Origin of the sequence: Micromonospora sp. NPDC047738, assembly GCF_040642675.1 — a bacterium.
In the GTDB taxonomy this organism is placed as follows: Bacteria; Actinomycetota; Actinomycetes; order Mycobacteriales; family Micromonosporaceae; genus Micromonospora.
Genome location: NZ_JBEYSO010000024.1, coordinates 81,946 through 105,054, shown reverse-complemented (window position 1 = coordinate 105,054; position 23,109 = coordinate 81,946). Strand labels below are relative to the sequence as shown.

General features: G+C 73.2%; 21 protein-coding genes. 8 read left to right on the top strand and 13 right to left on the bottom strand.

Features of this window, described 5'->3' with window-relative positions; all coding sequences use genetic code 11:
* The first annotated feature begins 48 nt into the window (after positions 1-48).
* Together ABZ783_RS28710 and ABZ783_RS28705 are read left to right on the top strand one after the other, a co-directional pair.
* Entirely contained in the window at positions 49-828 is a 780-nt protein-coding gene (locus tag ABZ783_RS28710; RefSeq protein WP_357443502.1) for an SDR family oxidoreductase, read from the top strand.
* A 42-nt stretch (positions 829-870) separates the two neighbouring features.
* Positions 871-1,656 (top strand): class I SAM-dependent methyltransferase, encoded by a 786-nt coding sequence (locus ABZ783_RS28705; RefSeq protein ID WP_357443500.1) that lies wholly within the window; start codon positions 871-873, stop codon positions 1,654-1,656.
* 134 nt (positions 1,657-1,790) lie between these two features.
* On the opposite strand, the gene ABZ783_RS28700 is transcribed toward ABZ783_RS28705, so the two are convergent.
* Complete coding sequence (locus ABZ783_RS28700; RefSeq protein ID WP_357443498.1) at positions 1,791-2,882, bottom strand: UDP-N-acetylmuramate dehydrogenase; 1,092 nt, start codon at positions 2,880-2,882, stop codon at positions 1,791-1,793.
* A 70-nt stretch (positions 2,883-2,952) separates the two neighbouring features.
* Here ABZ783_RS28700 and ABZ783_RS28695 point away from each other — a divergent pair, with 70 nt between their 5' ends.
* Both ABZ783_RS28695 and ABZ783_RS28690 read left to right on the top strand, forming a co-directional pair.
* Positions 2,953-3,708, top strand: a complete 756-nt coding sequence (locus ABZ783_RS28695) for a maleylpyruvate isomerase family mycothiol-dependent enzyme (RefSeq protein ID WP_357443496.1) — start codon at positions 2,953-2,955, stop codon at positions 3,706-3,708.
* 121 nt (positions 3,709-3,829) lie between these two features.
* Positions 3,830-4,837 (top strand): LacI family DNA-binding transcriptional regulator, encoded by a 1,008-nt coding sequence (locus ABZ783_RS28690; protein ID WP_357443494.1) that lies wholly within the window; start codon positions 3,830-3,832, stop codon positions 4,835-4,837.
* 57 nt (positions 4,838-4,894) lie between these two features.
* On the opposite strand, the gene ABZ783_RS28685 is transcribed toward ABZ783_RS28690, so the two are convergent.
* Complete coding sequence (locus tag ABZ783_RS28685) at positions 4,895-10,546, bottom strand: ThuA domain-containing protein (RefSeq protein WP_357443492.1); 5,652 nt, start codon at positions 10,544-10,546, stop codon at positions 4,895-4,897.
* 178 nt (positions 10,547-10,724) lie between these two features.
* Here ABZ783_RS28685 and ABZ783_RS28680 point away from each other — a divergent pair, with 178 nt between their 5' ends.
* Positions 10,725-11,624, top strand: a complete 900-nt coding sequence (locus ABZ783_RS28680) for a GNAT family N-acetyltransferase (protein ID WP_357443490.1) — start codon at positions 10,725-10,727, stop codon at positions 11,622-11,624.
* 43 nt (positions 11,625-11,667) lie between these two features.
* On the opposite strand, the gene ABZ783_RS28675 is transcribed toward ABZ783_RS28680, so the two are convergent.
* On the bottom strand, positions 11,668-12,453 hold the full coding sequence (locus tag ABZ783_RS28675) for an EI24 domain-containing protein (protein ID WP_357443488.1): 786 nt from the start codon (positions 12,451-12,453) through the stop codon (positions 11,668-11,670).
* Positions 12,454-12,517: 64 nt separating this feature from the next.
* Here ABZ783_RS28675 and ABZ783_RS28670 point away from each other — a divergent pair, with 64 nt between their 5' ends.
* Positions 12,518-13,549 carry a YafY family protein gene (locus ABZ783_RS28670; RefSeq protein ID WP_357443486.1) on the top strand — a complete coding sequence of 344 codons (1,032 nt, stop codon included), beginning with the start codon at positions 12,518-12,520 and terminating at the stop codon, positions 13,547-13,549.
* Here the strand turns inward: ABZ783_RS28670 and ABZ783_RS28665 are convergent.
* Positions 13,533-14,447, bottom strand: a complete 915-nt coding sequence (locus tag ABZ783_RS28665; RefSeq protein ID WP_357443484.1) for an SDR family oxidoreductase — start codon at positions 14,445-14,447, stop codon at positions 13,533-13,535. The two genes, ABZ783_RS28670 and ABZ783_RS28665, sit on opposite strands and share 17 nt — an antisense overlap.
* A gap of 77 nt (positions 14,448-14,524) precedes the next feature.
* Here ABZ783_RS28665 and ABZ783_RS28660 point away from each other — a divergent pair, with 77 nt between their 5' ends.
* Positions 14,525-15,211, top strand: a complete 687-nt coding sequence (locus tag ABZ783_RS28660; protein WP_357443532.1) for a nucleotidyltransferase domain-containing protein — start codon at positions 14,525-14,527, stop codon at positions 15,209-15,211.
* 71 nt (positions 15,212-15,282) lie between these two features.
* Here ABZ783_RS28660 and ABZ783_RS28655 read toward each other — a convergent pair whose 3' ends face one another.
* The 5 genes from ABZ783_RS28655 to ABZ783_RS28635 all read right to left on the bottom strand — a co-directional run bounded on the left by ABZ783_RS28655 (position 15,283) and on the right by ABZ783_RS28635 (position 18,597).
* Positions 15,283-16,020 (bottom strand): alanyl-tRNA editing protein, encoded by a 738-nt coding sequence (locus ABZ783_RS28655; protein WP_357443482.1) that lies wholly within the window; start codon positions 16,018-16,020, stop codon positions 15,283-15,285.
* A gap of 10 nt (positions 16,021-16,030) precedes the next feature.
* Positions 16,031-16,918, bottom strand: coding sequence for an alpha/beta hydrolase (locus ABZ783_RS28650; protein WP_357443480.1), 888 nt, complete (start codon positions 16,916-16,918; stop codon positions 16,031-16,033).
* Positions 16,915-17,235: a DUF2516 family protein gene (locus tag ABZ783_RS28645; RefSeq protein ID WP_073834475.1), complete on the bottom strand. Its 321-nt coding sequence runs from the start codon at positions 17,233-17,235 to the stop codon at positions 16,915-16,917. The genes ABZ783_RS28650 and ABZ783_RS28645 overlap by 4 nt, the downstream gene beginning before the upstream one ends.
* Before the next feature lie 73 nt (positions 17,236-17,308).
* Positions 17,309-17,968, bottom strand: a complete 660-nt coding sequence (locus ABZ783_RS28640; RefSeq protein ID WP_357443478.1) for a hypothetical protein — start codon at positions 17,966-17,968, stop codon at positions 17,309-17,311.
* On the bottom strand, positions 17,965-18,597 hold the full coding sequence (locus ABZ783_RS28635; RefSeq protein ID WP_357443476.1) for a helix-turn-helix transcriptional regulator: 633 nt from the start codon (positions 18,595-18,597) through the stop codon (positions 17,965-17,967). The genes ABZ783_RS28640 and ABZ783_RS28635 overlap by 4 nt, the downstream gene beginning before the upstream one ends.
* A 111-nt stretch (positions 18,598-18,708) precedes the next feature.
* Here ABZ783_RS28635 and ABZ783_RS28630 point away from each other — a divergent pair, with 111 nt between their 5' ends.
* Positions 18,709-19,506 carry an alpha/beta hydrolase gene (locus tag ABZ783_RS28630; protein WP_357443474.1) on the top strand — a complete coding sequence of 266 codons (798 nt, stop codon included), beginning with the start codon at positions 18,709-18,711 and terminating at the stop codon, positions 19,504-19,506.
* 16 nt (positions 19,507-19,522) lie between these two features.
* Here ABZ783_RS28630 and ABZ783_RS28625 read toward each other — a convergent pair whose 3' ends face one another.
* The 4 genes from ABZ783_RS28625 to ABZ783_RS28610 form a co-directional block, all read right to left on the bottom strand.
* Positions 19,523-20,482: an asparaginase gene (locus ABZ783_RS28625; RefSeq protein WP_357443472.1), complete on the bottom strand. Its 960-nt coding sequence runs from the start codon at positions 20,480-20,482 to the stop codon at positions 19,523-19,525.
* 94 nt (positions 20,483-20,576) lie between these two features.
* Positions 20,577-21,404: a 3-keto-5-aminohexanoate cleavage protein gene (locus ABZ783_RS28620; protein ID WP_357443470.1), complete on the bottom strand. Its 828-nt coding sequence runs from the start codon at positions 21,402-21,404 to the stop codon at positions 20,577-20,579.
* A 125-nt stretch (positions 21,405-21,529) separates the two neighbouring features.
* Positions 21,530-22,642, bottom strand: a complete 1,113-nt coding sequence (locus ABZ783_RS28615; protein ID WP_357443468.1) for a folate-binding protein — start codon at positions 22,640-22,642, stop codon at positions 21,530-21,532.
* Positions 22,639-23,067, bottom strand: coding sequence for a Fur family transcriptional regulator (locus ABZ783_RS28610; RefSeq protein ID WP_073834482.1), 429 nt, complete (start codon positions 23,065-23,067; stop codon positions 22,639-22,641). Before ABZ783_RS28610 ends, ABZ783_RS28615 begins: the two co-directional genes overlap by 4 nt.
* Positions 23,068-23,109 lie beyond the last annotated feature (42 nt).

Sequence of the window (23,109 nt, the reverse complement as noted above, 5' to 3'; positions counted from 1 at the left end):
ACGGACCTCATCGCGCCATGACAGCAGGGGCCGGGAGAGAATGATCGGATGACCTCTGTCGCCATCGTCACCGGGGCGTCCAGCGGGATCGGCGCGGCCACCGCCCGCCGGCTGGCCGCCGAGGGCTTCCACGTGCTCGCCGCCGCGCGGCGTACCGACCGGCTGGCCGGCCTGGTCGCCGAGATCGAGGCGGCCGGCGGCGCGGCCACCGCGGTGGCGTGCGACGTCACCTCGGACGCGTCGGTGGCCGCCCTGGCCGCGGCGGCCGCCGCCGCGCCCGGCCCGGTGACCCTGCTGGTCAACAACGCCGGCGGGGCGCGCGGCCTGGACCCGGTGGAGTCCAGCTCGATCGACGACTGGCAGTGGATGTACGACGTAAACGTGCTGGGCACGCTCCGGGTCACCCAGGCGCTGCTGCCCGCGCTGGAGGCGTCCGGCGCCGGCACCATCGTGGTCGTCAGCTCCACCGCGGGACACGTCGTCTACGAGGGCGGCGGCGGTTACACCGCCGCCAAGCACGCACAGACGGCGATCGCCGGTACGCTCCGGCTGGAGCTGTGCGGCCGGCCGGTGCGGGTGATCGAGATCGACCCGGGCATGGTGCAGACCGAGGAGTTCGGCCTGGTCCGATTCGGTGGCGACGCCGAGCGGGCCGCCGCTGTCTACGCCGGGGTGGCGGAGCCGCTGGTCGCCGAGGACGTGGCCGACTGCGTCGCCTGGTGCGCCACCCGCCCGCAGCACGTGAACATCGACCAACTGGTGGTCCGCCCGCTGGCCCAGGCCGCCCAGCACAAGGTGCACCGGGTCGCGGTGACGCGCGAGGAGTGAGCCGGGTTGCGAGTCCCGCAGTCGCGAACGGAGGGTGCGCCGATGCGGCAGCGCCCGCTCGGCGTGGTGACCCGGGGGACGACCAACCCGAACCGGCTCCGGCGGGTCGACAACTGGATCGTGGAGACTTGCGGCGACGCGCTGCGCGCCGCCGCCGACCCGCTGGTGGTCGACCTGGGCTACGGCGCCACCCCGGTCACCGCCGTCGAGTTGCGGGCCCGGCTCGCGACCGGGGTACGCGCCGACGTCCGGGTGGTCGGCCTCGAGATCGATCCGGTACGCGTGGCCGCCGCCCAGCCCGCCGCCGACCCGCCCGGGCTGGCCTTCGCCCGGGGCGGATTCGAGCTGGCCGGGCTCCGGCCCGCCCTCGTCCGGGCGTTCAACGTGCTGCGCCAGTACGACGAGAGCGAGGTGGCCGACGCCTGGCGTACGGTCACCGAGCGGCTGGCCCCGGGCGGGCTCCTGGTCGAGGGGACCTGCGACGAGCTGGGCCGGCTGGGCAGCTGGGTGCTGCTCGACGCGACCGGCCCCCGCACCCTGACCCTGGCCGCGAAGCTGACCACCCTGGACAGCCCGGCCCAGCTCGCCGAACGGCTGCCGAAGGCGCTGATCCACCGCAACGTCCCCGGCGAGCGGATTCACGATCTGATCCGGGCCCTGGACGATGCCTGGCACGCTGCCGCCGGCTACGCCCCCTTCGGCCCGCGCCAGCGGTGGCTAAGGACAGTCACCACGGTCAGACAGGCGGGCTGGCCGGTCCTCGACCGCCCCCGCCGCTGGCGCCACGGCGAACTCACCCTCCCCTGGCTCACCATCTCCCCCACCTGACCCCGCGTCCGTCCTCCGACCGCCCTCCGACCTCCCTCCGACCGCGTTGATCATGAGGTTAGCGGCGCCTGGTGTCCGATTTGTCGCCGCCACCCTCATGATCACCGAGGGCCGTCGGGGGTGGGTTGGGTGGGTCAGATGGTGCAGTTGATTAGGACGGGTTCGGGGTGGAGGGTTACGCCGAAGCGGTCGTGGACGCCGTCGCGGATCTCCCGGGCCAGGGCCACCAGGGCCGAGGTGCTGGCCGTGCCGCTGCGGTTGGTGAGCGCGAGGGTGTGCTTGCTGGAGATGGCCACCCCCTCCGGGCCGGGGTACCCCTTGCCGAAGCCGGCCTTGTCGATCAGCCAGGCGGCGCTGACCTTGACCACGTCCCCCGCGCCCGGCCAGGACGGCGGCTCGCCGAGCTCCGCGGCGCGCTCCCGGAACAGCTCGTACGCCTCGCGCTCGAGGACCGGGTTGGTGAAGAACGAGCCCACCGACCAGGTGTCCGGATCGTCCGCGTCCAGCACCATGCCCTTGCCGGCGCGCAGCCGCAGCACGGCGGCCCGGGCGTCGGCCAGCGGCACTCGGTCGCCCACCTCGACGCCGAGTGCCCGGGCCAGCTCGGCGTAGCGCACCGGGCCAGAGAGCGGGGAGCGGGCCAGCCGGAAGTCGACCGACAGCACCACCCAGCGGTCGCTGTACTTGAAGATGCTGCCCCGGTACACGAACCCGCAGTCGCCCGCCTCGATCCGCACCACCTCGTGGTGGGTGCGGTCGTACGCCTGGACGCCGGTGATGGTCTCGGCCACCTCCTGGCCGTACGCGCCGACGTTCTGGATCGGGGTGGCGCCGGCCGAGCCGGGGATGCCGGAGAGGCACTCCAGCCCCGACCAGCCCTGCGCCACGGTGGCGGCAACCAGATCGTCCCAGGGCTCACCGGCCTCGACCTGTACGGTGACCGTGTCGGCGTCCTCGGCGACCACCCGGAACCCCCGGGCCCGGACCAGCACCACCGTGCCGGGGAAGCCCTGGTCGCCGATCACCACGTTGCTGCCGCCAGCCAGGATGAGGACCGGCTCGTCCCGCGCCTCCGCGTCCTGCACCTTTTGTACGATTTCTTCGGCGCTGCCGGCGGTCTCCAGCCGCCTGGCCGCGCCGCCGAGGCGAAGCGTGGTGTACCTCGCCAGGGTGGCCGGGTCGATCGGGTCGGCTCCGGTCGTCGGTTCGGCGTAGACGTCTGACACGCCTTTCACCCTAGGCTGAGGGGTAGCCGCGGCACCCACTGGTGGCCGGGTCACCCCCGGGAGGATTGCGATGGGCAGACTGCACGGCACGAAGGACTTCTGGATCGGCGCGTTGCGGACGGAGGGTCCCGCCTTCGCCGCTGCCGTCGCGGAGGCGCCGCTGGAGACTCCGGTGCTCTCCTGCCCCGGCTGGACGATCTCCGACCTCGCCCAGCACCTCTGCGGGGTCTACCGCTGGGCCCGCACGGTGGTGACCGCCGGGACCACCACCAGGCCGGTACGCGAACCGGTGACCCCGCCGGCGGACCTCACCCCGGCGCAGTGGTACCGACAGGAGTACGACCAGCTCATGCGGCTGCTTGAGGGGCTGGACCCGGAGGCGCCGGCGTGGAACTTCGCGCCGCAGCCGAAGAAGGCGGGCTTCTGGCCGCGCCGGATGGCGCACGAGACGGCGGTGCACCGCTGGGACGCCCAGGTCGCCGTCGCCGCCGGTGAGCCGATCGAGGCGAAGCTCGCGGCCGACGGGGTGAGCGAGGTGCTGGACACCTGGCTGCCGGCGGGCCGGCGGATCCAGCCCGGCCAGTGGCACGGCGTGGTGCAGCTGACCGCGACCGACGCCGCCCAGGAGTGGTACCTGCGGCTACGCGGCGAGGGGGTGGCCCTGCTGGACACCACCACCATCCTCGACCACGACGAGCACCACGCCCGGGCGCAGGTCACCGGGACGGCGAGCGACCTGCTGCTGGCCCTGATGGGCCGGATCAGCCTCGACGCCCTCGGAGTGGCCGGCGACCGCCGGCTGCTCGACGGGCTGCGGGTGGGCTGACCCCCCGCCCGGGCGGCGCCGGGTCGCGCAAGGTGCCCGCACCGGAGCATCGCCCGCGGGGTCGACCTGCGCGGCCATCTCGTATGGTCGCTCTGGCGGTGACGAGGTGGGGGTGACGGGGATGACGACGGCCCAGCGTCCGACCCTGGAGGCGGTGGCCCGACGGGCCGGCGTGTCCCGGGCCACGGTCTCCCGGGTGGTCAACGGCTCCACCACGGTCGCCGAGTCGATCCAGCGGGCGGTCCGCCAGGCGGTCGAGGAGCTCGGGTACGTCCCGAACCTCGCCGCCCGCAGCCTGGTCACCCAGCGCACCGACTCGATCGCGCTGGTGCTGCCCGAGGCGGCCACCCGGGTCTTCTCCGACGACCAGGTCTTCCCGGGGATCATCCGCGGCGCCGCGCAGGAGCTGGAGGCGGCGGACAAGCAGCTCGTGCTCATGCTGGCCGGCTCGCCCGCCGGCCACGAACGGGTCGAGCGCTACACCACCGGCCGGCACGTGGACGGCGTGCTCTTCGCCTCGCTGCACGGCGAGGATCCGCTGCCCGGCAAGCTGGCCCGGCTCGGCATCCCGGTGGTGTGCAGCGGCCGGCCGCTGGACGGCGCCGAGGTGCCCTACGTCGACGTCGACCACGTCGGCGGGGTCGCCCGGGCGGTGCGGCACCTGATCGAGGGCGGCCGGCGGCGGATCGCCACCATCGCCGGCCCGCAGGACATGGTCGCCGGCATCGAGCGGCTGGTCGGCTACCGGGAGACCGTCGCCGCCGCCGGCCTGCCGGAGCTGGTCGCGTACGGCGACTTCACCCGGGAGTCCGGCGCCGCGGCGACGCGACAACTGCTCGCCGCACAACCGGACCTGGACGCGCTGTTCGCCGCGTCGGACCTGATGGCGCACGCCGCCCTGCGGACCCTGCGGGAGGCGGGGCGGCGGGTGCCGGACGACGTGGCGGTGGTCGGGTTCGACGACATCGAGACGGCGGCGTACACGGAGCCGCCGCTCACCACGATCCGGCAGCCGATAGTGGAGCTGGGCCGGGCGATGACCCGGCAACTGCTGCGCATCGCGGCCGGCGAGAGCGTGGAGCAGGCGCTGCTGCTCCCCACCGAACTGGTGGTGCGCGAGTCGGCGTAGCCGGGACGCACCGGACCGGGGCCGGGGGTGTGACACCCCCGGCCCCGGCTCGTCGACCTACTTCCCGGACAACCGCTCGATCATCACGTCCGCGTCGCGGACCAGGACGGCGCGCACCTCGGCGTTCGGCACCACCTTCGGATCACCCGCCAGGTCCCGGAACGGCCGGAGCTCCCGCACCGCCTGCTTGTTGAGCCCCTTGGCCGCGAACTTGCCGGCCTGGTCCAACGGTTTGTGCAGCTGACTGGCGCTCTCGGCAGAGAGCCAGCCGGTGGCCCGGAACCGGTCCACCAGGTTGCCCATGTCCTCGATCGAGGTCGTCACGGTGAACGTGATCGACCGGGTCGACCGGTTGCCCGCCGCGTCGGTCGCCACCACGGCCAGCGTGTGCTCGCCGAGCGACAGCCCGTAGAGCGGCAGCAGGGTGTCGTCGAGGATCGGCTTCCCGTCGAGCGTGCCGACCAGCGAGGTGACCCCCGACGTGCCGTCGGTCGCCGAGTAGGTGATCCGCACGTCCTGGCTGTCGCCGTACGTCGCACCGGCCGCCACCCCGGAGAGCAGGACCGCCGGGGCCGTGCCGTCGATCTTCAGTACGGCGGACTTCACGTCCTCCACGTTCCCCGCCCGGTCCGTGGCGCGGTACCGGAGGGTGTGGTTGCCGTCGCCACGCACCTCGACCGAGTCGACGTACGGCGTCCAGGCGCCGCCGTCGAGCGAGTACTCGATCCTCGCCACCCCGGACGTCTGGTCGGTGGCCGTTATGGTGACCGGCACCGCACCGTTGTGCCACCCCGAGTCGCCCGGCGGGGCGAACGTCGCGGCGGAGACGGGCGCGGTCCCGTCAAGCTTGAGCGCCAGTTTCCGCGGCGCCTCGGCGTTGCCCGCGAGGTCCACCGAGCGGTACTCGACGGTGTGCTCGCCGTCGCCGGTCACCGGGATCGGCCCGCTGTAGCGGGTCCACCCGCCGTCGGTCCGGTACTCGGTCCGCGCCACGCCGCTGTCGTCGTCGGTGGCCTGCAGGGTCACCGTGACGTCGGAGCGGAACCAGCCGGCGGCACCGTCCGGCTCGGCCGGCGAGGTGGTCGCCCGGGTGGTGGGCGCGACGGTGTCCGACGGCAGTTGCTTGAGCCGGACGTTGCGGAAGTAGACGTCGTCACCGTTGCCGTGGTTCTGGATGCCGACGTAGCTGGGCTGCCGCATCCGGGCCGGGTCGGTGTTGACGTACTCGTTGATCTTCACGCCGTTCAGGTGGACCACGATGCTCTGGCCCCGGACGACGATCTCGTACGAGTTCCACTGCCCCGGCGGCTTGAGCGCGGCGTCCCGGGCGGCCAGGTCGGCCGACTGGAAGTTGTAGATCGCCCCGGTCGTCTTCTCCGGCACGTCCGTGGCGTCGATCTGGATCTCGTGCCCCTGGTTGACCGCCAGCCACGGGTCGTTGCCCGGGTTCGGGAACCCGACGAAGATCCCGGAGTTGTCGTCCCCGGCCATCTTCCAGTCCAGCTTCAGGCTGTAGTCGCGGAAGCTCTGGTCATACCAGTGCAGGCCCAGCCCGCCGTACGACAGCAGGGTGCAGTCGGCGGCGTGCAGGAACCCGCCCGGCCCGGCTTGCTTCCACTTGGCCAGGCTCGCCGAGGTGCCGTCGAACAGGCTGGTGTAGCCGGCCTCCGGAGCGGTCGGCGTGCAGGCGTTCTGCGGCGCGTCGTCGAGCCGGAAGAAGTCGAACGACGCCGGGTTGCCGGTGCCGTTGAAGGCGGCGACGCCCACCTTCGGGTTCGGCACGGCGGACAGGTCCCGCGGCCGGCCGACGGTCGTCCACTGCTCACCGTCGGTCGAGTACGCCGCCGTCAGCGCCCGCCCGTCGCTGGTGATCTTCATCCACACCGTGTGCGGGAAGTCCACGGCCAGGTTGGGTGAACGGTCGACGGCGCCGCCGTCGATCGGCGACCCGCCCTGCTGCTGGATGAACTCGAAGTTGCGCACCCCGCTGTCGGTCCTGATGAACGAGAACTTGACGAAGTTCGGGTCGTCGCCGTGCACGATGAGCCCCGCCTGCTCCCACGCGTCCGTGTGGTCGATGGTCACCTTCGTCACGGCCTGCCACGCCCCGGCCGGGGCGTCCTGGAGCAGGATGTTCTTCGCGTCGGTGGCGCCGCCGTACATGTCACCCGGGAGGGCGTCGATCTGTAGCGACCCGCCGACGAGCCGGTAGCGCGCGGGGTCTTCGCGCAGCACCGACCACCGGCACCGGTCGATGACCTCGCCGGTGAACTCGTCGTCCGGGTTCACCTCGGCGGACGGGTCTGCGCACGGCGGTGCCACCCGATAAGTGTTCACCGTGACGGTGGCCGACGCGGCCAGCCCGGACGGATCACGCGCGGTGACCTTGGCCGTGTGGATGCCGGCCTTGGTGTAGGTGTGCGTCGGGTTCTGCTCCGTCGACGTCGCTCCGTCACCGAACTCCCAGGCGTAGCTGAGCGGGTCCCCGTCGCGGTCGGTGCCGGCGGCGGTGAACCTGACGGTCGCCGGGATCTGCGCCTGGGCGACGTCGGCCGACGCGGTCACCTCCGGGCGGGTGCTCGACGCCACGCCCTTGCCGTGGAAGGTGAACTCGTCGACGTCGAAGAGCCCGCCGCCGGAACCCTTGAACACCAGGTAGAGCCGGTGGGTGCCACCGGGGTCGGTGACCGGGACGACCGGGCTGTCGACGTAGTTGTCCCAGCCGCCGGTGTTCGCCACGGCCATGCTGGCGAGCAGGGGTCCGTCCGGCCGGTCCGTCCGGAACTCGAGGGTGCCGCCCCCGCCGCCCGAGGAGAGCCGGGCCTGGACGCCGGTGATGCCGGTCAGGTTGTACGTGTCGAACGCGATCCAGTCGCCGTTGTCGATGTAGCCGACGCGCTTCCCGCCGTGCGCGCCACCCGCGTCAACGACCTGGATCCCGTTGGCCTCGGTGAAGTGCTCACTCTGCCGGACCCGCGGCTGGAGGACCAGCCGGGTCTGCCCGGTGAGCGGCGGCACGCCCGCTGCGCCCTGGTCGGTGTAGGTCGCGGCGAGCACGCCGTAGAGGTTGGCGTCGGCGCTGTGGCCGTCCTCGGCGACGGTGTCGAGCACCCCCTCGCAGGCGTGCGTCTGGACCAGCCCGTGGCTGTGTGTGTCGTGGCCCAGGGCGTAGTCGATCTGCACGGTCCCGCAGTCGATCTCGCCGTCCTCCGGGTCGGTGACCCGCGCGGTGAACGGCACCCGGTCACCGAACTGGAACACGCCACCGGCGGGCGGGGCGGCGAACTCGACCCGCGGCGCGGTGTTGCCGACCGTGATCTGCATGGTCGCCGTTCCGGTCGTACCGGCCTGGTCGGTCAGGGTGAGCCGGGCGGTGAACTGCCCGTTCGTGGTGTAGGTGAAGGTGGGGTCCGGCTCGGTCGAGTCGACCGTGCCGTCATCGGTGAAGTCCCAGGCGTAGGTGAACGAGTCGCCCGGATCGGGATCCCGGGACCCGGCGGAGGAGAAGGCCACGGTGAGCGGGGCCGGCCCGGAGGTCGGGTTGGCGCTCACCGCCGGGATCGGGGCACGCTTGCCCTTGACGTAGTCGATCCGGTAGACGGCCGAGTCCGGCGCGCCACCGAAGTAGCCGCTGCCGTAGTCGAGGACGTAGAGGGAGCCGTCCGGGCCGAACTCGATGTCCATCGGCCGCACGACCTGCTCGGGGAACGGGTTGATGCTGAGCGGCTGGCCGGCGTCGTCCAGGACGACGTTCTTGATCCAGCCGCGTCCCCAGTCGGCCGCGAAGAACGTGCCGTCGAAGTACTCGGGGAACTTGGTGTCCGACCTCAGGTCGGGGTCGTACCGGTAGACCGGGCCGCCCATCGGCGACTCGCTGCCGTCGCCGAACTCCGGCACCGAGGCACCGTCGTACGTGATCCACGCCGGCTGCGCGGCGGGCAGGTCCTGCTTGCCGGTGTTGCGGGGCGAGGTGTTGCGGGGGGCGGCGCAGTCGAACTTCGGCCCGGAGGTCCCGGTGGCGAAGTCGTAGTCGTTGTACGCGACGTTCGGGCCGACGCAGTACGGCCACCCGAAGTTGCCGGGGCCGCGGATCTGGTTGAACTCCACCATCCCGCCCGGACCGCGGTTCGGGTCGGCGGCGCCGGCGTCCGGGCCGTACTCACCGAGGTAGAGCCAGCCGGTCTCCGGGTCGACGGTGAACCGGAACGGGTTGCGGAAGCCCATCGCGTAGATCTCGGGCCGGGTGCCGGCGGTGCCGGCCGGGAAGAGGTTGCCCGCCGGCGACTGGTAGCTGCCGTCGGCGGCCACCTTGATGCGCAGCACCTTGCCGCGCAGGTCGTTCGGGTTGGCCGACGAGCGCTGCGCGTCGTACGCCGGGTTGCGGCTGGCCCGCTCGTCGATCGGGGTGTAGCCGTTGGAGGCGAACGGGTTGGAGTCGTCGCCGGTGGAGAGGTAAAGGTTGCCCGCCGCGTCGAAGGCGATGTCGCCCCCGGCGTGGCAGCAGATGCCCCGGTTGGCCGGCACCTCGAGGATCTTCTGCTCACTGGCCAGGTCGAGGGTGCCGTCGGTGAGTTTGAACCGGGACAGCCGGTTCACCCCGTCGAAGCGGGCGAAGTCCGCGCTGGTGCCGTCGTTCGGCGCGTCCCCCTCCGGGGTGTCCAGCGGGGGCGCGAAGTAGAGGTAGATCCAGCCGTTGCTGGCGAAGCCGGGGTCCACCCCGATGCCCTGCAACCCGTCCTCGTCGTGGTTGTAGACCGGGAGCCGGCCAGCGAGGCTGGTCACGCCCTGCGGCGTGGTGAGGAAGACGCGGCCGTCGCGGGAGGTGTGCAGCACCCGCCGGTCCGGCAGCACGGCGAGGTTCATCGGTTCGCCCGTGGTGTCCGCGCCCTTGGCGAGGGTCACCTGCGCGAAGTTGGCGTCGACGGTCGCCCCGCAGTCCGCCGGCACGGCCCCGGCGGCCGTTTTGATCCCGCCGAGCAGGTGCCGCAGGAACTCCGGCTCGCGGTACGAGGCGTCGGTGTGGCCGCCGCCGGTGTACCAGGACCGCCCGCCGTCGTACTGCTGGCACCAGGCGATCGGGTGGCTCGTGCCCATCGCGCCCGCCCCGGCGGCGTACGTCCGCTCGTCGAGGGCCGCGAGCACGTGCACCTCGCCACGCGGATCGGCGCGGTAGTTGTACCACTCGTCGGTGCGGACCCACCGGTCCGGCAGCGACTCGGTGGACGGGTGCACGTGGTCGTCCACCTTGACCGTGGCCTGCTGGATGGCCGGGTGGCTGTTGAAGTACGCGCCGACGAGCTTGCCGTACCACGGCCACTCGTACTCGGTGTCCGAGGCGGCGTGCACGCCGGCGTACCCGCCGCCCTGGCGGATGTACCGCTCGAAGGCCGCCTGCTGGTCGGCGTTGAGCACGTCGCCGGTGGTCGAGAGCCAGACCACCACGTCGTACTGGGCCAGGTTCGCGTCGGTGAACGCCCCGGCGTCCTCGGTCGCGTCGACGGCGAAGTTGTTCTCCTGCCCGAGCTTCTGGATCGCCGCGATCCCGGCGGGGATCGAGTCATGCCGGAATCCCGCGGTCTTCGAGAAGACCAGGGCCCGGAAGCCCGGTTCGGCCGCCGAGGCCGGCGTCGAGAGGCTCCCGGCTATCGGCAGCGCCAGCAGCGCACCGAGCGCTGCCGACAACAGACGGCGTAACGGCTTGCGGGACACGGCGCCTCCTCACCCGATCGACCAGCTTCTACGCGGGACCTTAACGGCCGCGAAACACAAAGGACAGATGCAGGAGACGAAAGTTCTGCCGGACCGTGCACGACTTTTTCCATCTACAGGCGAAAGTGGCCGCCATTAACCCGTCGCGCGTTCCGGAAGCTGCGGCTACCGTCGGCCCGTGCCTGTGATCCGTCCCGCCCGCCCCGACGACGCGCCGGGCGTCGTGGCCCTCCGCGCGGTCGTGCACCCGTACCTGGTACGCGGCGTCGAGTCGACCCGGCGCATGATCGCCCAGCCGCCGCCCGAGGAGGACTGGACCGCCTGGGTGGCCGAGGCGGACGGACAGGTGGTCGGCTGGACGTCGGCCTACCGGAACAGCCAGACCTCGGAGCCGGACGTCGGGGAGGTTGCCACCCTGCACGTGCATCCGGCGTACCGAGGTCAGGGTGCCGGCACCGCGCTCCTGGCGGCCGCGCTCGGTCACCTGCGCGTCATCGGCGCGCGGCGGGTGCTCACCTGGTCCCAGCCCGAGTCCCTGCCGTTCGCCCGCCGGCACGGCTTCACGCCCAGCCGGGAGCTGCGCTACTCCGCGCTCGACCTGCAGCCGGCCCCGCCGATGCCCGAGCCGCCGCCAGGCGTACGGCTGCTCCCGGCCGCCGAGCTGGACCCACGCCGGATCCACCAGGTGGACGCCGAGTCGTCGCTGGACGAACCGGGCGACGTCCCGACGGACGCCATGGGCTACGACATCTGGCACCACGAGGTCTGGGACAACCCGGGGCTGGACCGGGCCGCCAGCACGGTGGCCGAGGTGGACGGCACGCTGGCCGCGGTCAGCCTGGTCAAGCGGGACGGCGACCGGATGTGGTCGGCATTCACCGGCACGGTGCCCGGACACCGGAGCCGCGGCCTGGCCAGGCTGGTCAAGCGGGCCGCGCTGCACCGGGCCGCGCTCGGGGGCGTCCGCGTCGCGTACACCTCGAACGACGGGGCGAACGCGCCGATGCTGGCGGTCAACGCCCGGCTCGGCTACCGGCCGGTGGCCACCCAGTGGTCCTGCCTACGCGAACTCACCTGAGGCCGGCAGCGACCCGACGGCCGCCTGGCACGGCCCGGGAAGACTACTCGACGGACTGGCCGAGCGACCGGCGGGCGAGCAGGGTGGCGCCTGCGACGGCGGCCGGCATGACCAGCACCGCGCCGAGCGGGATCAGGAAGCACACGAAGACGGCCACGCCGAAGCCCAGGGTGGTCGGTCGGTCGGCCTTGAGCAGTGACCGGCGCTCCGGCAGCCCCATCCCTCGGCGGTAGAAGGCCGCGCCGACCAACTCCAGGGCGAGGAACCAGCCACCCACCGCCGCGCCGAGCACCGGGACGACCGTCTGCCCGACCACCGGGATGAAGCCGGCCGCGAAGAGGGGTACGCCGACCAGCACGGAGACCGCCAGCAGCCGCAGCGAGTCGACGATGCTGCGGCGCACCGAGGCCCAGAAGGGCACCTCGACCGCGCCCGGGGTGCCGCCGAGCCGGTCCTCGACCCGCTCGGAGATCTTCTCGTAGAACGGGTCGCCGAGGGCCAGGGTGACCGCGGTGAAGGTGAGCACCCCGAGCAGGCCGGCCAGGCCCACGATCGCCAGCCCGGCGATCACCCGGACCAGACCCCGCCAGGCCCCCGACCAGTCGTCCGCGAACGGGGTGACCAGCGCGGCGAGGTCGTCCACGAAATAGAGCAGGGTGGCGAACGCGGCGACGAAGAGCACGCCGGAGATGAGCGCCGGGACGACGCCGAGCAGCATGAGCCCGGGGCTGCGGACGTAGAGGCCGATGCCGCGCAGCAGCAGACCGGCGCCGGCGAGGAAGCGGGTGGCGGCGCCGGTCACCGGCGCGGCGAGGCGGGGTACGTCCACGACCCGACAGCGTAGTCGTCGCCTGCGGCAACCCTGGTCGCGCGAACTCGGGCAGGATGGTCGGATGCGTGCCTCCCGGCTGATCTCCCTCGTGCTGCTGCTGCAGTCGCGGGAGACGATGACCGCGGCCGAGCTGGCCCGCGAGCTGGAGGTCTCCGAGCGCACCGTCTACCGGGACGTGCTGGCGCTCTCCGCCGCCGGGGTGCCGGTCTACGCGGACCGGGGCCGGGCCGGCGGGTACCGCCTGCTCGGCGGCTACCGGACCCGGCTGACCGGGCTGACCAGGGACGAGGCGGAAGTGCTCTTCCTGGCCGGGCTGCCCGGACCGGCCGGCGACATGGGGCTGGCCGACGCGGTCGCCGGTGCCGAGCTGAAGGTGCTCGCCGCGCTCCCGCCGAGCCTCCGCGACGCGCCGGCCCGGACCGGGCAGCGGTTCCACCTCGACGTGCCGGGCTGGTTCCGGCAGAGCGAGCCGCCCGCATGGCTGACCGAGCTGGCCCGGGCGGTCTGGCGGGACCGGGTCGTCGAGCTGCGCTACCGCCGGGGCGAGCGGGAGGTGACCCGCACCGTCCAGCCGTACGGGCTGGTGCTGAAGAGCGGGGTCTGGTATCTGGTCGGCCGGGTCGGCCACGGGTACCGGACGTACCGGGTGGACCGGGTGGTCGGCGTCGAGGTGGGCGGGGCGACCTTCGACCGGGACGAGGGCTTCGACCTGGGGGCGTACTGGCGGGAGCAGGCCGAGGCGTTCCTGCGGGACATGCTCCGGGCCGAGGTCAAGGTCCGGCTCAGCCCCGCCGGCCTGCGCGCGCTCCGGCACCTCGCCGACGCACCCTTCGTGTACGACGAGGCGGTCGGCGCCGCCGAGGGGCCCGACGGGCAGGGTCGGATGGTGCTCCGGCTGCCCGTCGAGTCCGTCGCGGTGGCGTACGCCCAACTGCTCTCGCTCGGCCCCGAGGTGGAGGTGCTCGACCCGCCGGAGCTGCGCGAGCGGTTCGCCGAGGCGGCCCGTCGCGCGGCCGCGCTCTACCTGGAGCCGGACCCGGCGACGTCGGCAGGGCTCGGCACCGCCGCGCCGGCGGTCAGCGGTAACCGGTGACGTCGGCCGGCTTCCCCGGGTCCTGCACCTCGACCAGATAGCGCCAGGCATCGGGACGGCTGCCGTCGAGGTCGGTGAAGCCGTACACCTGGGCCAGCTCGCCGCTGGAGACGGACCTTCCGTTCCACCGGGCCCGGTCCGGGTCGGCGGCGAGGGCCGCAACCGCGCGTCCGACGAACGCGGGCGTCTCCGAGATGGCGAAGTGCGGTTGCTTCTCCAGGGCGTCCTGCCAGTTCTCCTCGGTGACGCCGAACAGCTCCAGCATGTTCTCGGAACGCAGCCAGCCGGGGGTGAGCGCGACCGCGGTCGCGCCGTGCTGGCGCAGCTCATGGGCCTGAGCGAACGCCAGCCGGTTCACCGCGGTCTTCGCCAGGTCGTAGAAGAACGAGACCCGGTAGTTCGACGCGTTGTATTCGGTGGTGCCGTCGCCGACCTCCACGACCAGGCCGCCGGGGTTGCGCACCAGCAGCTTCAGCGCGAAGTGACTGGTGATGATGTGCGTGTCGATGGCGAGCCGGAGCGCGCGCAGACCGTCATCGAGCGGCTGCTCCCAGAGCGGCGTCTCCCAGGTGATGAACGGCTCGGCGCCCCAGATGTCGTTGACCAGCACGTCCAGCCGGCCCTGCTCGGCGTCGATCCGGTCGACCAGGCGGCGTACCTGGTCGGGGTCGAGGTGGTCGACGGGGACCGCGATGCCGGCGCCCCCGGCGGCCGTGACCAGCTCGGCCGTCTCCTCGATGGTCTCCGGCCGGTCCAGCTCGGAGCGGCGCTCCCGGGTGCTGCGGCCGGTGGCGTAGACGGTCGCCCCGGCGGCACCGAGCTGGACGGCGATCTGCCGGCCGGCGCCCCGGGTCGCCCCGGCGACGAGTGCGATCTTCCCTGTCAGCGGTTGGCTCATGCGGACGACGATGGCAGCGATACCTGACAGCGGAAGTCCGGTTTTCGGTGTGCATCGGATCCGCCATCATGACCGGCATGCACCTGCTGCTCTCCGGGATCGTCGGCTCGGTCGCGTACGGGCTGGCCGGACCAGGATCGGACGTGGACCGGATCGGCGTGTTCGCCGCTCCGACCGTCGCCTTCCACGGTCTGCACCCGCCCCGGGAATCGGTGGTCACCACCGAGCCCGACGTCACGCAACACGAGGCGGCGAAATACTGTCGTCTCGCCTTGAGCGGCAACCCGACCGCAACCGAGCTGATGTGGCTGCCGGACGACTGCTACGAGACGCGGACGGAGTTCGGCGAGCGACTGATCGCCATCCGCTCGGCCTTCCTCAGCGCCCCCCGGGTCCGGGACGCCTACCTCGGTTACGCCACCCAACAGTTCCGGAAGCTGGCCGGGCGAGACTCGTCAACGGGTGGCCGGCGGCGGTCGGCGAAGCACGCCCGGCACCTGGCCCGGCTGCTGCACCAGGGCCGGGTGCTCTACGCGACCGGGGTGCTGGAGATTCGGCTGGCCGACCCGGAGTGGTTCCGGGCGTTCGGCGAGCGGGTCGCGGGCGGCGCGCTGGACGAGGCGGAGGCGCTGGTCACGGCGGCCGAGCGGGACTTCGACCAGATCCGTACGCCGCTCCCGGAGCGGCCCGACGAGGAGACCGTGGAGCGCTGGCTGCTCGACGTCCGGGCCGCCCACCTGCCGCCCGACCTGCTCGCACGCTGACGGCACGGTGCGGCAACCAGCCCAACGTCTGATCCACGGCTCCCGGCGCGCGGCACGCGCCGGGAGTCGCGTCAGTCCACCAGGCGGACGCGGACCCGGCGGTTGGCCCGGCCCTTGCTCTCCACCTTGACCACCTGGACCTTGCCGATCTGGGCGGTGGAGGCGACGTGGGTGCCCCCGTCGGCCTGCACGTCCAGCCCGACAATGTCGACGATCCGGACCTCCTGCTCGTCCGCCGGGATCAGATTGGACTGGGTACGGATGATGTCCGGCAGGGCCAGCGCCTCCGCCCGGGGCAGCACCCGCACGGCGACCGACCGGTCGGCGGCCACCTCGGCGTTGACCAGCTCCTCGATCCGCGACTTGAAGTCGGACGGCACCGCGGGGAGGTTGAAGTCCATCCGGGCCTCGCCGGGTTCCATGTTGCCGCCGGTGACCAGCGCGCCGAAGTCCCGGAAGACCACCCCGCAGAGCACATGCAGGCCGGAGTGGGTACGCATCAGCATGGTCCGCCGGACGTCCTCGACCGCGCCGGTGACGGCGGTGCCGACCGGCGGCAGCGGATCACCCTCGGCCGGGATGAGCCAGAGGTCGTCGCCCTTGCGGGTGCCCACGATCCGGGTCTGCACCCCCTGCCAGAGCAGCACCCCGTGGTCCGGCGGCTGCCCGCCGCCGCCCGGATAGAAGGCCGACCGGTCCAGCACGATGCCCTGCCCGGGATCGGCCGCCAGCACCGTGCACGTCCACTCCCGCAGGGTGGGGTCGGCAAGGTCGAGGCGATGCGTACGGCCGTGGTGTGTGACGCCCATGCCGGGCAGGTTACCCGTTGAGGAACGTCGAGATCCGGTCCCGCAGGTCGGCGCGTTCCGACCAGAGGACGCCCGGGCGGTCGTACACGTGCAGGGTGGCCTGCGGGAGCGCGGCGGCCAACTGCTCGGCGACCGGCACCGGGTGCAGGTCGTCGCCGGCGCAGCCGATCACCAGCGCCGGAGCGGTGACCCCGGCGAGCGCGTCGGCGGTCCGCAGCGGGGCCTGGTCCGGCAGGCTGGCCAGCCCCGGCGCGAGCCCGTCGCGGAGCAGCTGGTCCAGCCGTTGCCGCAGGTAGGCCCAGCCGGCCGGGCTGTTGCGGACGGCCGGCGGCAGTTCCAGCGACACCACGTCGGCCAGGGCCGAGGCGTCCCCCTCCGCCACCGCGTCGAGCAGGTCGGTCAGCCGGGCCCGGGCCACCTCACCGCGCGGGCTGTCCAGCACGGCGGGGAGGAAGAAGACCAGCTTCTCGAAGCGTTCCGGGCTCTCGGCGAGCAGCCGGCACAGCGCGCCGGCGCCCAGGCTCGCCCCGAAGGCCCGGGCGGCGCCGCCGAGGTCGGCGATCGCCCGCAGGTCGCGGGCCAGGTCGAGGTAGTTCCACGGCCCGGGCGGCGAGTCGGAGCGGCCGTGCCCGCGGAACTGGAAGAAGATCTTGCGGCCGGTGACCCCGCTGCCGAACGGGCGGGTGGTGGCGATCCCGTTGCCGAGCCCGTGGGCGAACACCGTCACCGGGTCACCGGTGCCGGTGACCAGCCGCTCCAGCCGTACGCCGTGCGGGGTGGCGACCAGCTCGGTCTCCGGTTCGGGCAGCGCCGGCCGGCCGGTGCGGGGCGCGCCGGGCCCCGGCCCCCAGGTGCGGGGACCGCCGTCCGGCGGCGGGGGCCAGCGGAAACTCCTCACCAGGAACCTCGGCCGTCGTGCAGGTCACGCAAGCCGACCCGGACGTCCAGCAGATAGATCAGACCCGCCGCGATGCCGATCAGGGTAAAGATGCTCAGCACCCCGCCCCCGACCCCGAGCAGGGTGAGCACCAGGCAGACCGCCAGGATGGCGATCCAGCCGCCCTTGGGCAGGGTGCCGATCGCGGCGAACGCGTCGGAGCGCTGGGTGATCGCATGGACCAGGGCGACAGCCTCGATGACCAGGGCGAAGACGAGCAGGATCAGCTCGATCACGTAGCGGACTTCGAACGCGAAGATCGGCGCGGCATAGGCCATGCCGGCAAGCTTATGCCGAGACCCCGGAAAACGTCCTACAGGACGCTGTCCGGGGTCTCGGTCCAGGTTCGACTCACTCGGCCGCGGGGCGGGTCCGCTTCGTGGTCTTCGGCAGCTTCGCCGACGGGGTCGCCGGCTTCGCCGCGGTGGCCCTGGTGGCGGTGGCCTTGGTCGCCCGGGTGCGCTTCACGGCGGCCGGCTTGGCCTCGGCGGCCTCGGCCACCTCGGTCGGGGTCGGCACCTCGGCCGGCTTGGCGGCCGGCGTGGTGACGGCCCCGGTCGCCTCGATGTCGGCGTTCACCGTGTCCGCGGCCTCCAGCACGCCTGCGCCGACGACCCGCTCACCGCGGGCGACCAGCTCGGCGTACGCGGCCACGGCCCGGGCCGACGCGGCCTGGGCCCGCTCCTGGGCGCCGGCCAGGACGGCGGCGGCGTTGCGGCCGGCGGCCTCACGGAACTTGTCCAGGTCGAGGTCGGTCGGGACGGCCTTCTCCCGCAGCCCGGTCGCGGTTGCGGTCTTCAGCGTCTCGTTGGCGCTCTTCAGCGTCTCGGTGGCCTTCTGGCGCAGCTCGACGCCGGTCACGACAGCCTTGCCGCCGAATTCGGCGACGACCCGGGTGCCGAGGTCGCTGACCACGGTGGGCAGCTTGCGGAGCTGCTCGAGGGCCAGCTCGCCGGCGCCGGCGGCGGCGTAGAGCGGGGCCGGAATGCGGTTGGTCTTCGGCTGGGTCATGACTTCTCCTCCTCGGCCGCACCGGCGGCCTTCCGGACCACCCGGTGGGCGGTCTTCTTCTCGGGATCGGCGGCGGTCGGGGCGGGCGCGGGACCCGCCTCGGTGACGGCGACCGACTCGAGGACGCCCTCGGTCGGCGTGCCGTCCGGCGTCGCGGGGCCAGCGGTGGCCGGCGTGATGGTGGCCGCGGTCGGTGGCGCCTCGCCCGGCACGCCGGCCGACGGGGTCGGCTCGGTGGCCGGGGCCGGCTCGGCGGCGCCCTGCGCCGCGGCGGTCGCCTCGGCGAGCCGGGCGTTCTCCCGGCGGAACGTCTCGTAGATCTGGGTGAGGGACTGTTTCTGGGCCATGGTCAGCTCGGGGTCGACGGCGATCGCCGCGAGCACGCCCTGCCCCTCCTTGGCGTCCAGCAGCCCGGCGCGCAAATACATCGCCGGGGTCGAGACGCGCAGCGCGCTGGCGAGCTGCTGGAGCACCTCGGCGCTCGGCTTGCGCAGTCCGCGCTCGATCTGGCTGAGGTACGGATTGCTGACGCCGGCCTGCTCGGCGAGCTGCCGCAGGGAGATCTTCGCGTTGCGGCGCAGATCCCGAATGAACCCGCCGACGTCGGGTAGCTCCTTACCGGTGGCCATGACTCCACGCTAGCGCGGGGTGCTAGCTACTGCAAGCAGAATGCTTGCCAGAGTTAGCAGGGTCTCAGATAGCCGGTTGCGTCCCGGCTGTCGGGTCCGTACGGTTCCCCCGTGCTCAAGATCGACGTGAATGGTGCGGTGCTCGCGTATGACGAGGCTGGCAGCGGCAGCCCGCTGGTGCTGCTCCACGCCGGCATCGCCGACCGGCGGATGTGGCGGGGCCAACTGCCCGCGCTCGCCGCCCGGCACCGGGTGATCGTCCCCGACCTGCGCGGCTACGGCGACTCCGAACTGCCCCCGGCCCCGTTCGCGCACCACGACGACGTGATCGGGCTGCTGGACGCCCTGGGCGTCACGCGTGCCGCCCTGGTGGGCTGCTCGTTCGGCGGCAAGGTGGCGGTGGACACCGCACTGGCCTACCCGGACCGGGTCTCCGCGCTGGCCCTGTTCGGCGCCCCGGTGTCCGGCAATGAGTGGTCCGAGGAGACCGAACAGCTCTGGGACGAGCTGGTCGGCGAGGCGGACCCGGAGGACTTCGCCGCGACCGCGGCCGGCGAGGTGCGGTTCTGGGTGGTCGGCCCGACCCGCCGCCCGGAGGACGTCGATCCGGAGCTGATCCGGTTCGCCGACGAGATGGACCGTCGGGCACTCGCCGCCGAACTGGCCCTCAGCGCCGTCGAGGTGAGCGAACTCGACCCGCCGGCGATCGACCGGCTGGGTGAGCTGGCCATGCCGGTGCTGGTCGGCACCGGCGCGGACGACGTCGCGGACCTCCGCCGGCTCGCCGACCGGATCGCCGCCGAGGCCCCGCACGGGGTGCGCCTACCGGACGTCCCGAACGCCGCCCACCTGCTGCCGCTCGAACGCCCCGAACCGGTCAACGCCGCCCTGCTCGACTTCCTGCCCTGAGCCGCCGCCGCGTGCGTCACCAGACGGCGCGGACCCCACCGACCGGCAGGCCGCCGCCGAGCAGCGGCAGCTCGGCGTACTCGGCCAGCACCGGGGCCTCGACGCCGAGCCGGCGCAGCGCGCTCACCAGCACCGGCATCCGGGCCCGCCCGGCGCCATCATCGATCTTGAGAGCCACCGCGCCGACCCCCGGGACCGCCGCCGCGATGACACCCTCCGCGCCGACCTTCGCCAGCAGCCCGGGCACGCCGCGCATCAGCCGGGTGTCGTCCGCCTGGGTGCCGCCCACCAGCTCCGGGTACGACCGCATGGCGTCGGCCACGGTCCGCTCCACGGTGCCGGGCTCGGCGGAGACCAGCCGCAGGTACGCCCGGGCCAGCCCGGTCAGCGACACGGCGAGCACCGGCGCGCCGCAGCCGTCCACCCCGACGGCCGCCACCCTCTCCCCGGTGCACTCCTCGACGGCGGCCGTCAGCCGCTGCTGGAGCGGGTGCTCGGGCCGCCAGTAGCCGTCCAGTGGCCAGCCGGCGGCGAGGCAGGTCAGCAGCATCCCGGCGTGCTTGCCGGAGCAGTTCATCCGGGTCCGCGTCGGCCCGCCCCCGGCCCGCAGCACCGCCTCCCGGGCGGCCTCGCCGACCGGCAGGTCCGGCGGGCAGTGCAGCGCCTCTTCGGTCAGGCCGGCGCCGCGCAGCAGCGCGGTGACCCGCTCCACATGGAACTCCTCGCCGGCGTGGCTGGCCGAGACCAGCGCCACGTCGGCCGGTTCGGTCAGCGGCAGGCCGGCCCGGAGCATCCCGATCGCCTGCATCGGCTTGTTGGACGAGCGGGGGAAGATCGGCGAGGTCGGGTCCCCCGCCCCGGCCACCGGCGCGCCGGCGGCGTCAAGCACCGCCACGGAACCACGGTGGACGCCCTCCACGAATCCGGACCGGACCACCTCGGCGAGCGGTACGCCGCCCTCGTACGTCTTTCCCACGAGGTGGACGGTACCGACGGGTCCGGCGGGCCCGTCACCGGGGTGACCAGCGGCGTCGACCGCGGGCGTACAGGGGTGTAGGGCTTGCCGCGGCTTACATGCCGAGGAGCTGCCGGGCCTCGGTGGTCGTCAGCGGCGGGCGCTGGGCGAGCTGGGCGAAGCCGACCGCCCGGGCGACCAGTTGCATGTTGGACTCGACCGGCCGGCCCTTGGCGTAGGTGACCGTGTCCTCCATGCCGACCCGCAGGTGACCGCCGGCCGAGAGGGAGGCGAGCAGCACCGGGATGGTGCTGCGGCCGATCCCGGTGGCCGAGAAGGTGGTGCCCGCCGGCAGGTCGCGCAGCATCTGCTCGGCCGCGACCAGGGTCGCCGTGGTGCCCGGCATGCCGCCCGGCACGCCCATCACGAAGTCGACGTGCACGTGCCCGCCGTGCGGCAGGCCGTACTTGCCGAGCAGGCGCTGGAGGGCGGTGAGGTGGCCGAGGTCGAAGATCTCGTACTCGGGGACGATGCCCTTCTCCTGCATCCGGGTGTGCAGGGCGACGATGAACTCCCAGCGGTTGAGGAAGACGTCATCACCGAAGTTGACCGTGCCCATGGTGCAGGAGGCCATGTCCGGGCCGGCGTCCAGCACGGCCAGCCGGTCGGCCTCCGGGTCGGTCACCGCACCGCCGGAGGAGAGCTGCACGATCAGGTCGGTGGTCTCGCGCAGCGCCGCGACGGTCTCGCGCAGCCGCCCCTGGTCGAGGGTGGGCTTCGCCTCGTCGTCGCGGATGTGGACATGGATCACGGCGGCGCCGAGGGCCTCGCACTCCTTGGCGGTCAGCAGCAGCTCGTCGAGCGTCACCGGCAGCGCCGGCACGTCCGCCTTGGCCGACTCCGCACCGGTGGGGGCAACCGTGATCAACGTCCCAGTGGTCATGCTGGCGATCCTAGACGGCCCACCCGCCTCCGGTCGATGCCCGGGAGGCGGCCAGGCGGAAGAATCGTGCCCGTTGACCCATAGAGCCGAAAGATTTCCGGCTTGCGACCCCTAGTAAGGCAGGCTTACGACGCGTCGATGGCGGCGGCGGTCTCGCCGACGAGCAGTCGGGCGTCGTCGGCGACGTTGCGCTTCACCACGGCGAGGGCGATCTGGCCCAGCTCGTAATGCTGCACCGCGGTGCCGATGAAACCGACCGTCCGGCCGTCCAGGGTCACCGGAGCCCCGGCGGCCGGCAACTGGTCCGTGGTCACCCCGTCCAGGTGCAGCAGGACGAGCCGGCGCGGCGGCCTACCCAGGTTGTGCACCCGGGCCACCGTCTCCTGCCCCCGGTAGCAGCCCTTGTCGAGGTGTACGGCCGGCGCGATCAGGTCGACCTCGGCCGGGATGGTGCGATGGTCGGTGTCCACCCCGGCCCGGGGCTGCCGGGCGGCCACCCGGATCGCCTCGTACGCCCACAACCCGGCCACCGGCACGCCGGCGCCCCGCAGCTCGTCCACCACCTGGGTCATCGCGTCGCGGGGCACCAGCAGGTCCACGCCGAGCGGCACCCGCCGGGCCCACCCGCCGATCGGCAGCGGCCGGACGTCGTACACCACGGAGGGCCGCGCCGGCAGATCACCGGAGCGGAACTTCGGACCCGGCACCGCTACCACGTCCGGCGCGGCCAGCCCGCTGACGCCGAGGGCCTCGAGCGCGCCGGTGGCCTCCGGCCCGACCAGCGACAGCAGCGCGTGGTCGGCGGTGGCGTCGCGCGGCTCGACCTTGCTGAAGAACCGCATCTTCTCCAGGTACGACAGCAGCCCGCTGGTCATCCCCGGTTCGGTGTCCAGCCAGGTGGTCTCGCCGTCCTCGGCGACCATGGCGTGCTGCTCGATGTGCCCGTGCGGGGAGAGGACGAGCAGTTCGGTGCCCTGCCAGGCGCCCAGCCCGGCGAGGTGCTGGCTGGTCAGGGTGTGCAGCCAGCCGATCCGCTCCTCGCCCGGCACCGCCACGACGCCCCGGTGCGACCGGTCGACCAGGCCGACGCCGGTGGCCAGGGTGCGCTGCTCGCGCAGCGGGTCGCCGTAGTGGGCGGCCACGGGGCCGACCCCGGCCGCCCGGTGCACCGGCTCCGGCTGCTCCCGGGTCTCCTCGTCGATTGCCTCGGCGGCCACCGCTCCCGCGATGTCGATCATTTGCGTCCCCCGTCCTCGCACTGGCCGCAGACGCCGAAGAGCGCCACGTGCCCGATGTCCACCTGGAACCCCCGCTGCGCGGCCAACTGGTCGGCGAGCGGGCGGAGCAGCTCGGGCTCGATCTCGTCGATCGCGCCGCACTCCCGGCAGACCAGGTGGACGTGCTGGTGCTCGCCCGCCGCGTGGTAGGTCGGCGAGCCGTGGGACAGGTGGGTGTGTGTCACCAGCCCGAGCCGCTCCAGCAGCTCGAGCGTCCGGTAGATGGTGGTGATGTTGACCCCGGCGGCCACCTCCCGGACCGCCGTGTGGACCTGCTCCGGCGTGGCGTGCCCCAGGTCCATGACCGCTTGCAGGACGAGCTGCCGCTGCGCCGTCAGCCGCAGCCCACGGGAGCGGAGCAGTTCCGCGAGGGAGGATTCGGACACCGTCCGATCATAGTTCGGCCGCCGCGCCGGTCCGGTCGCCGC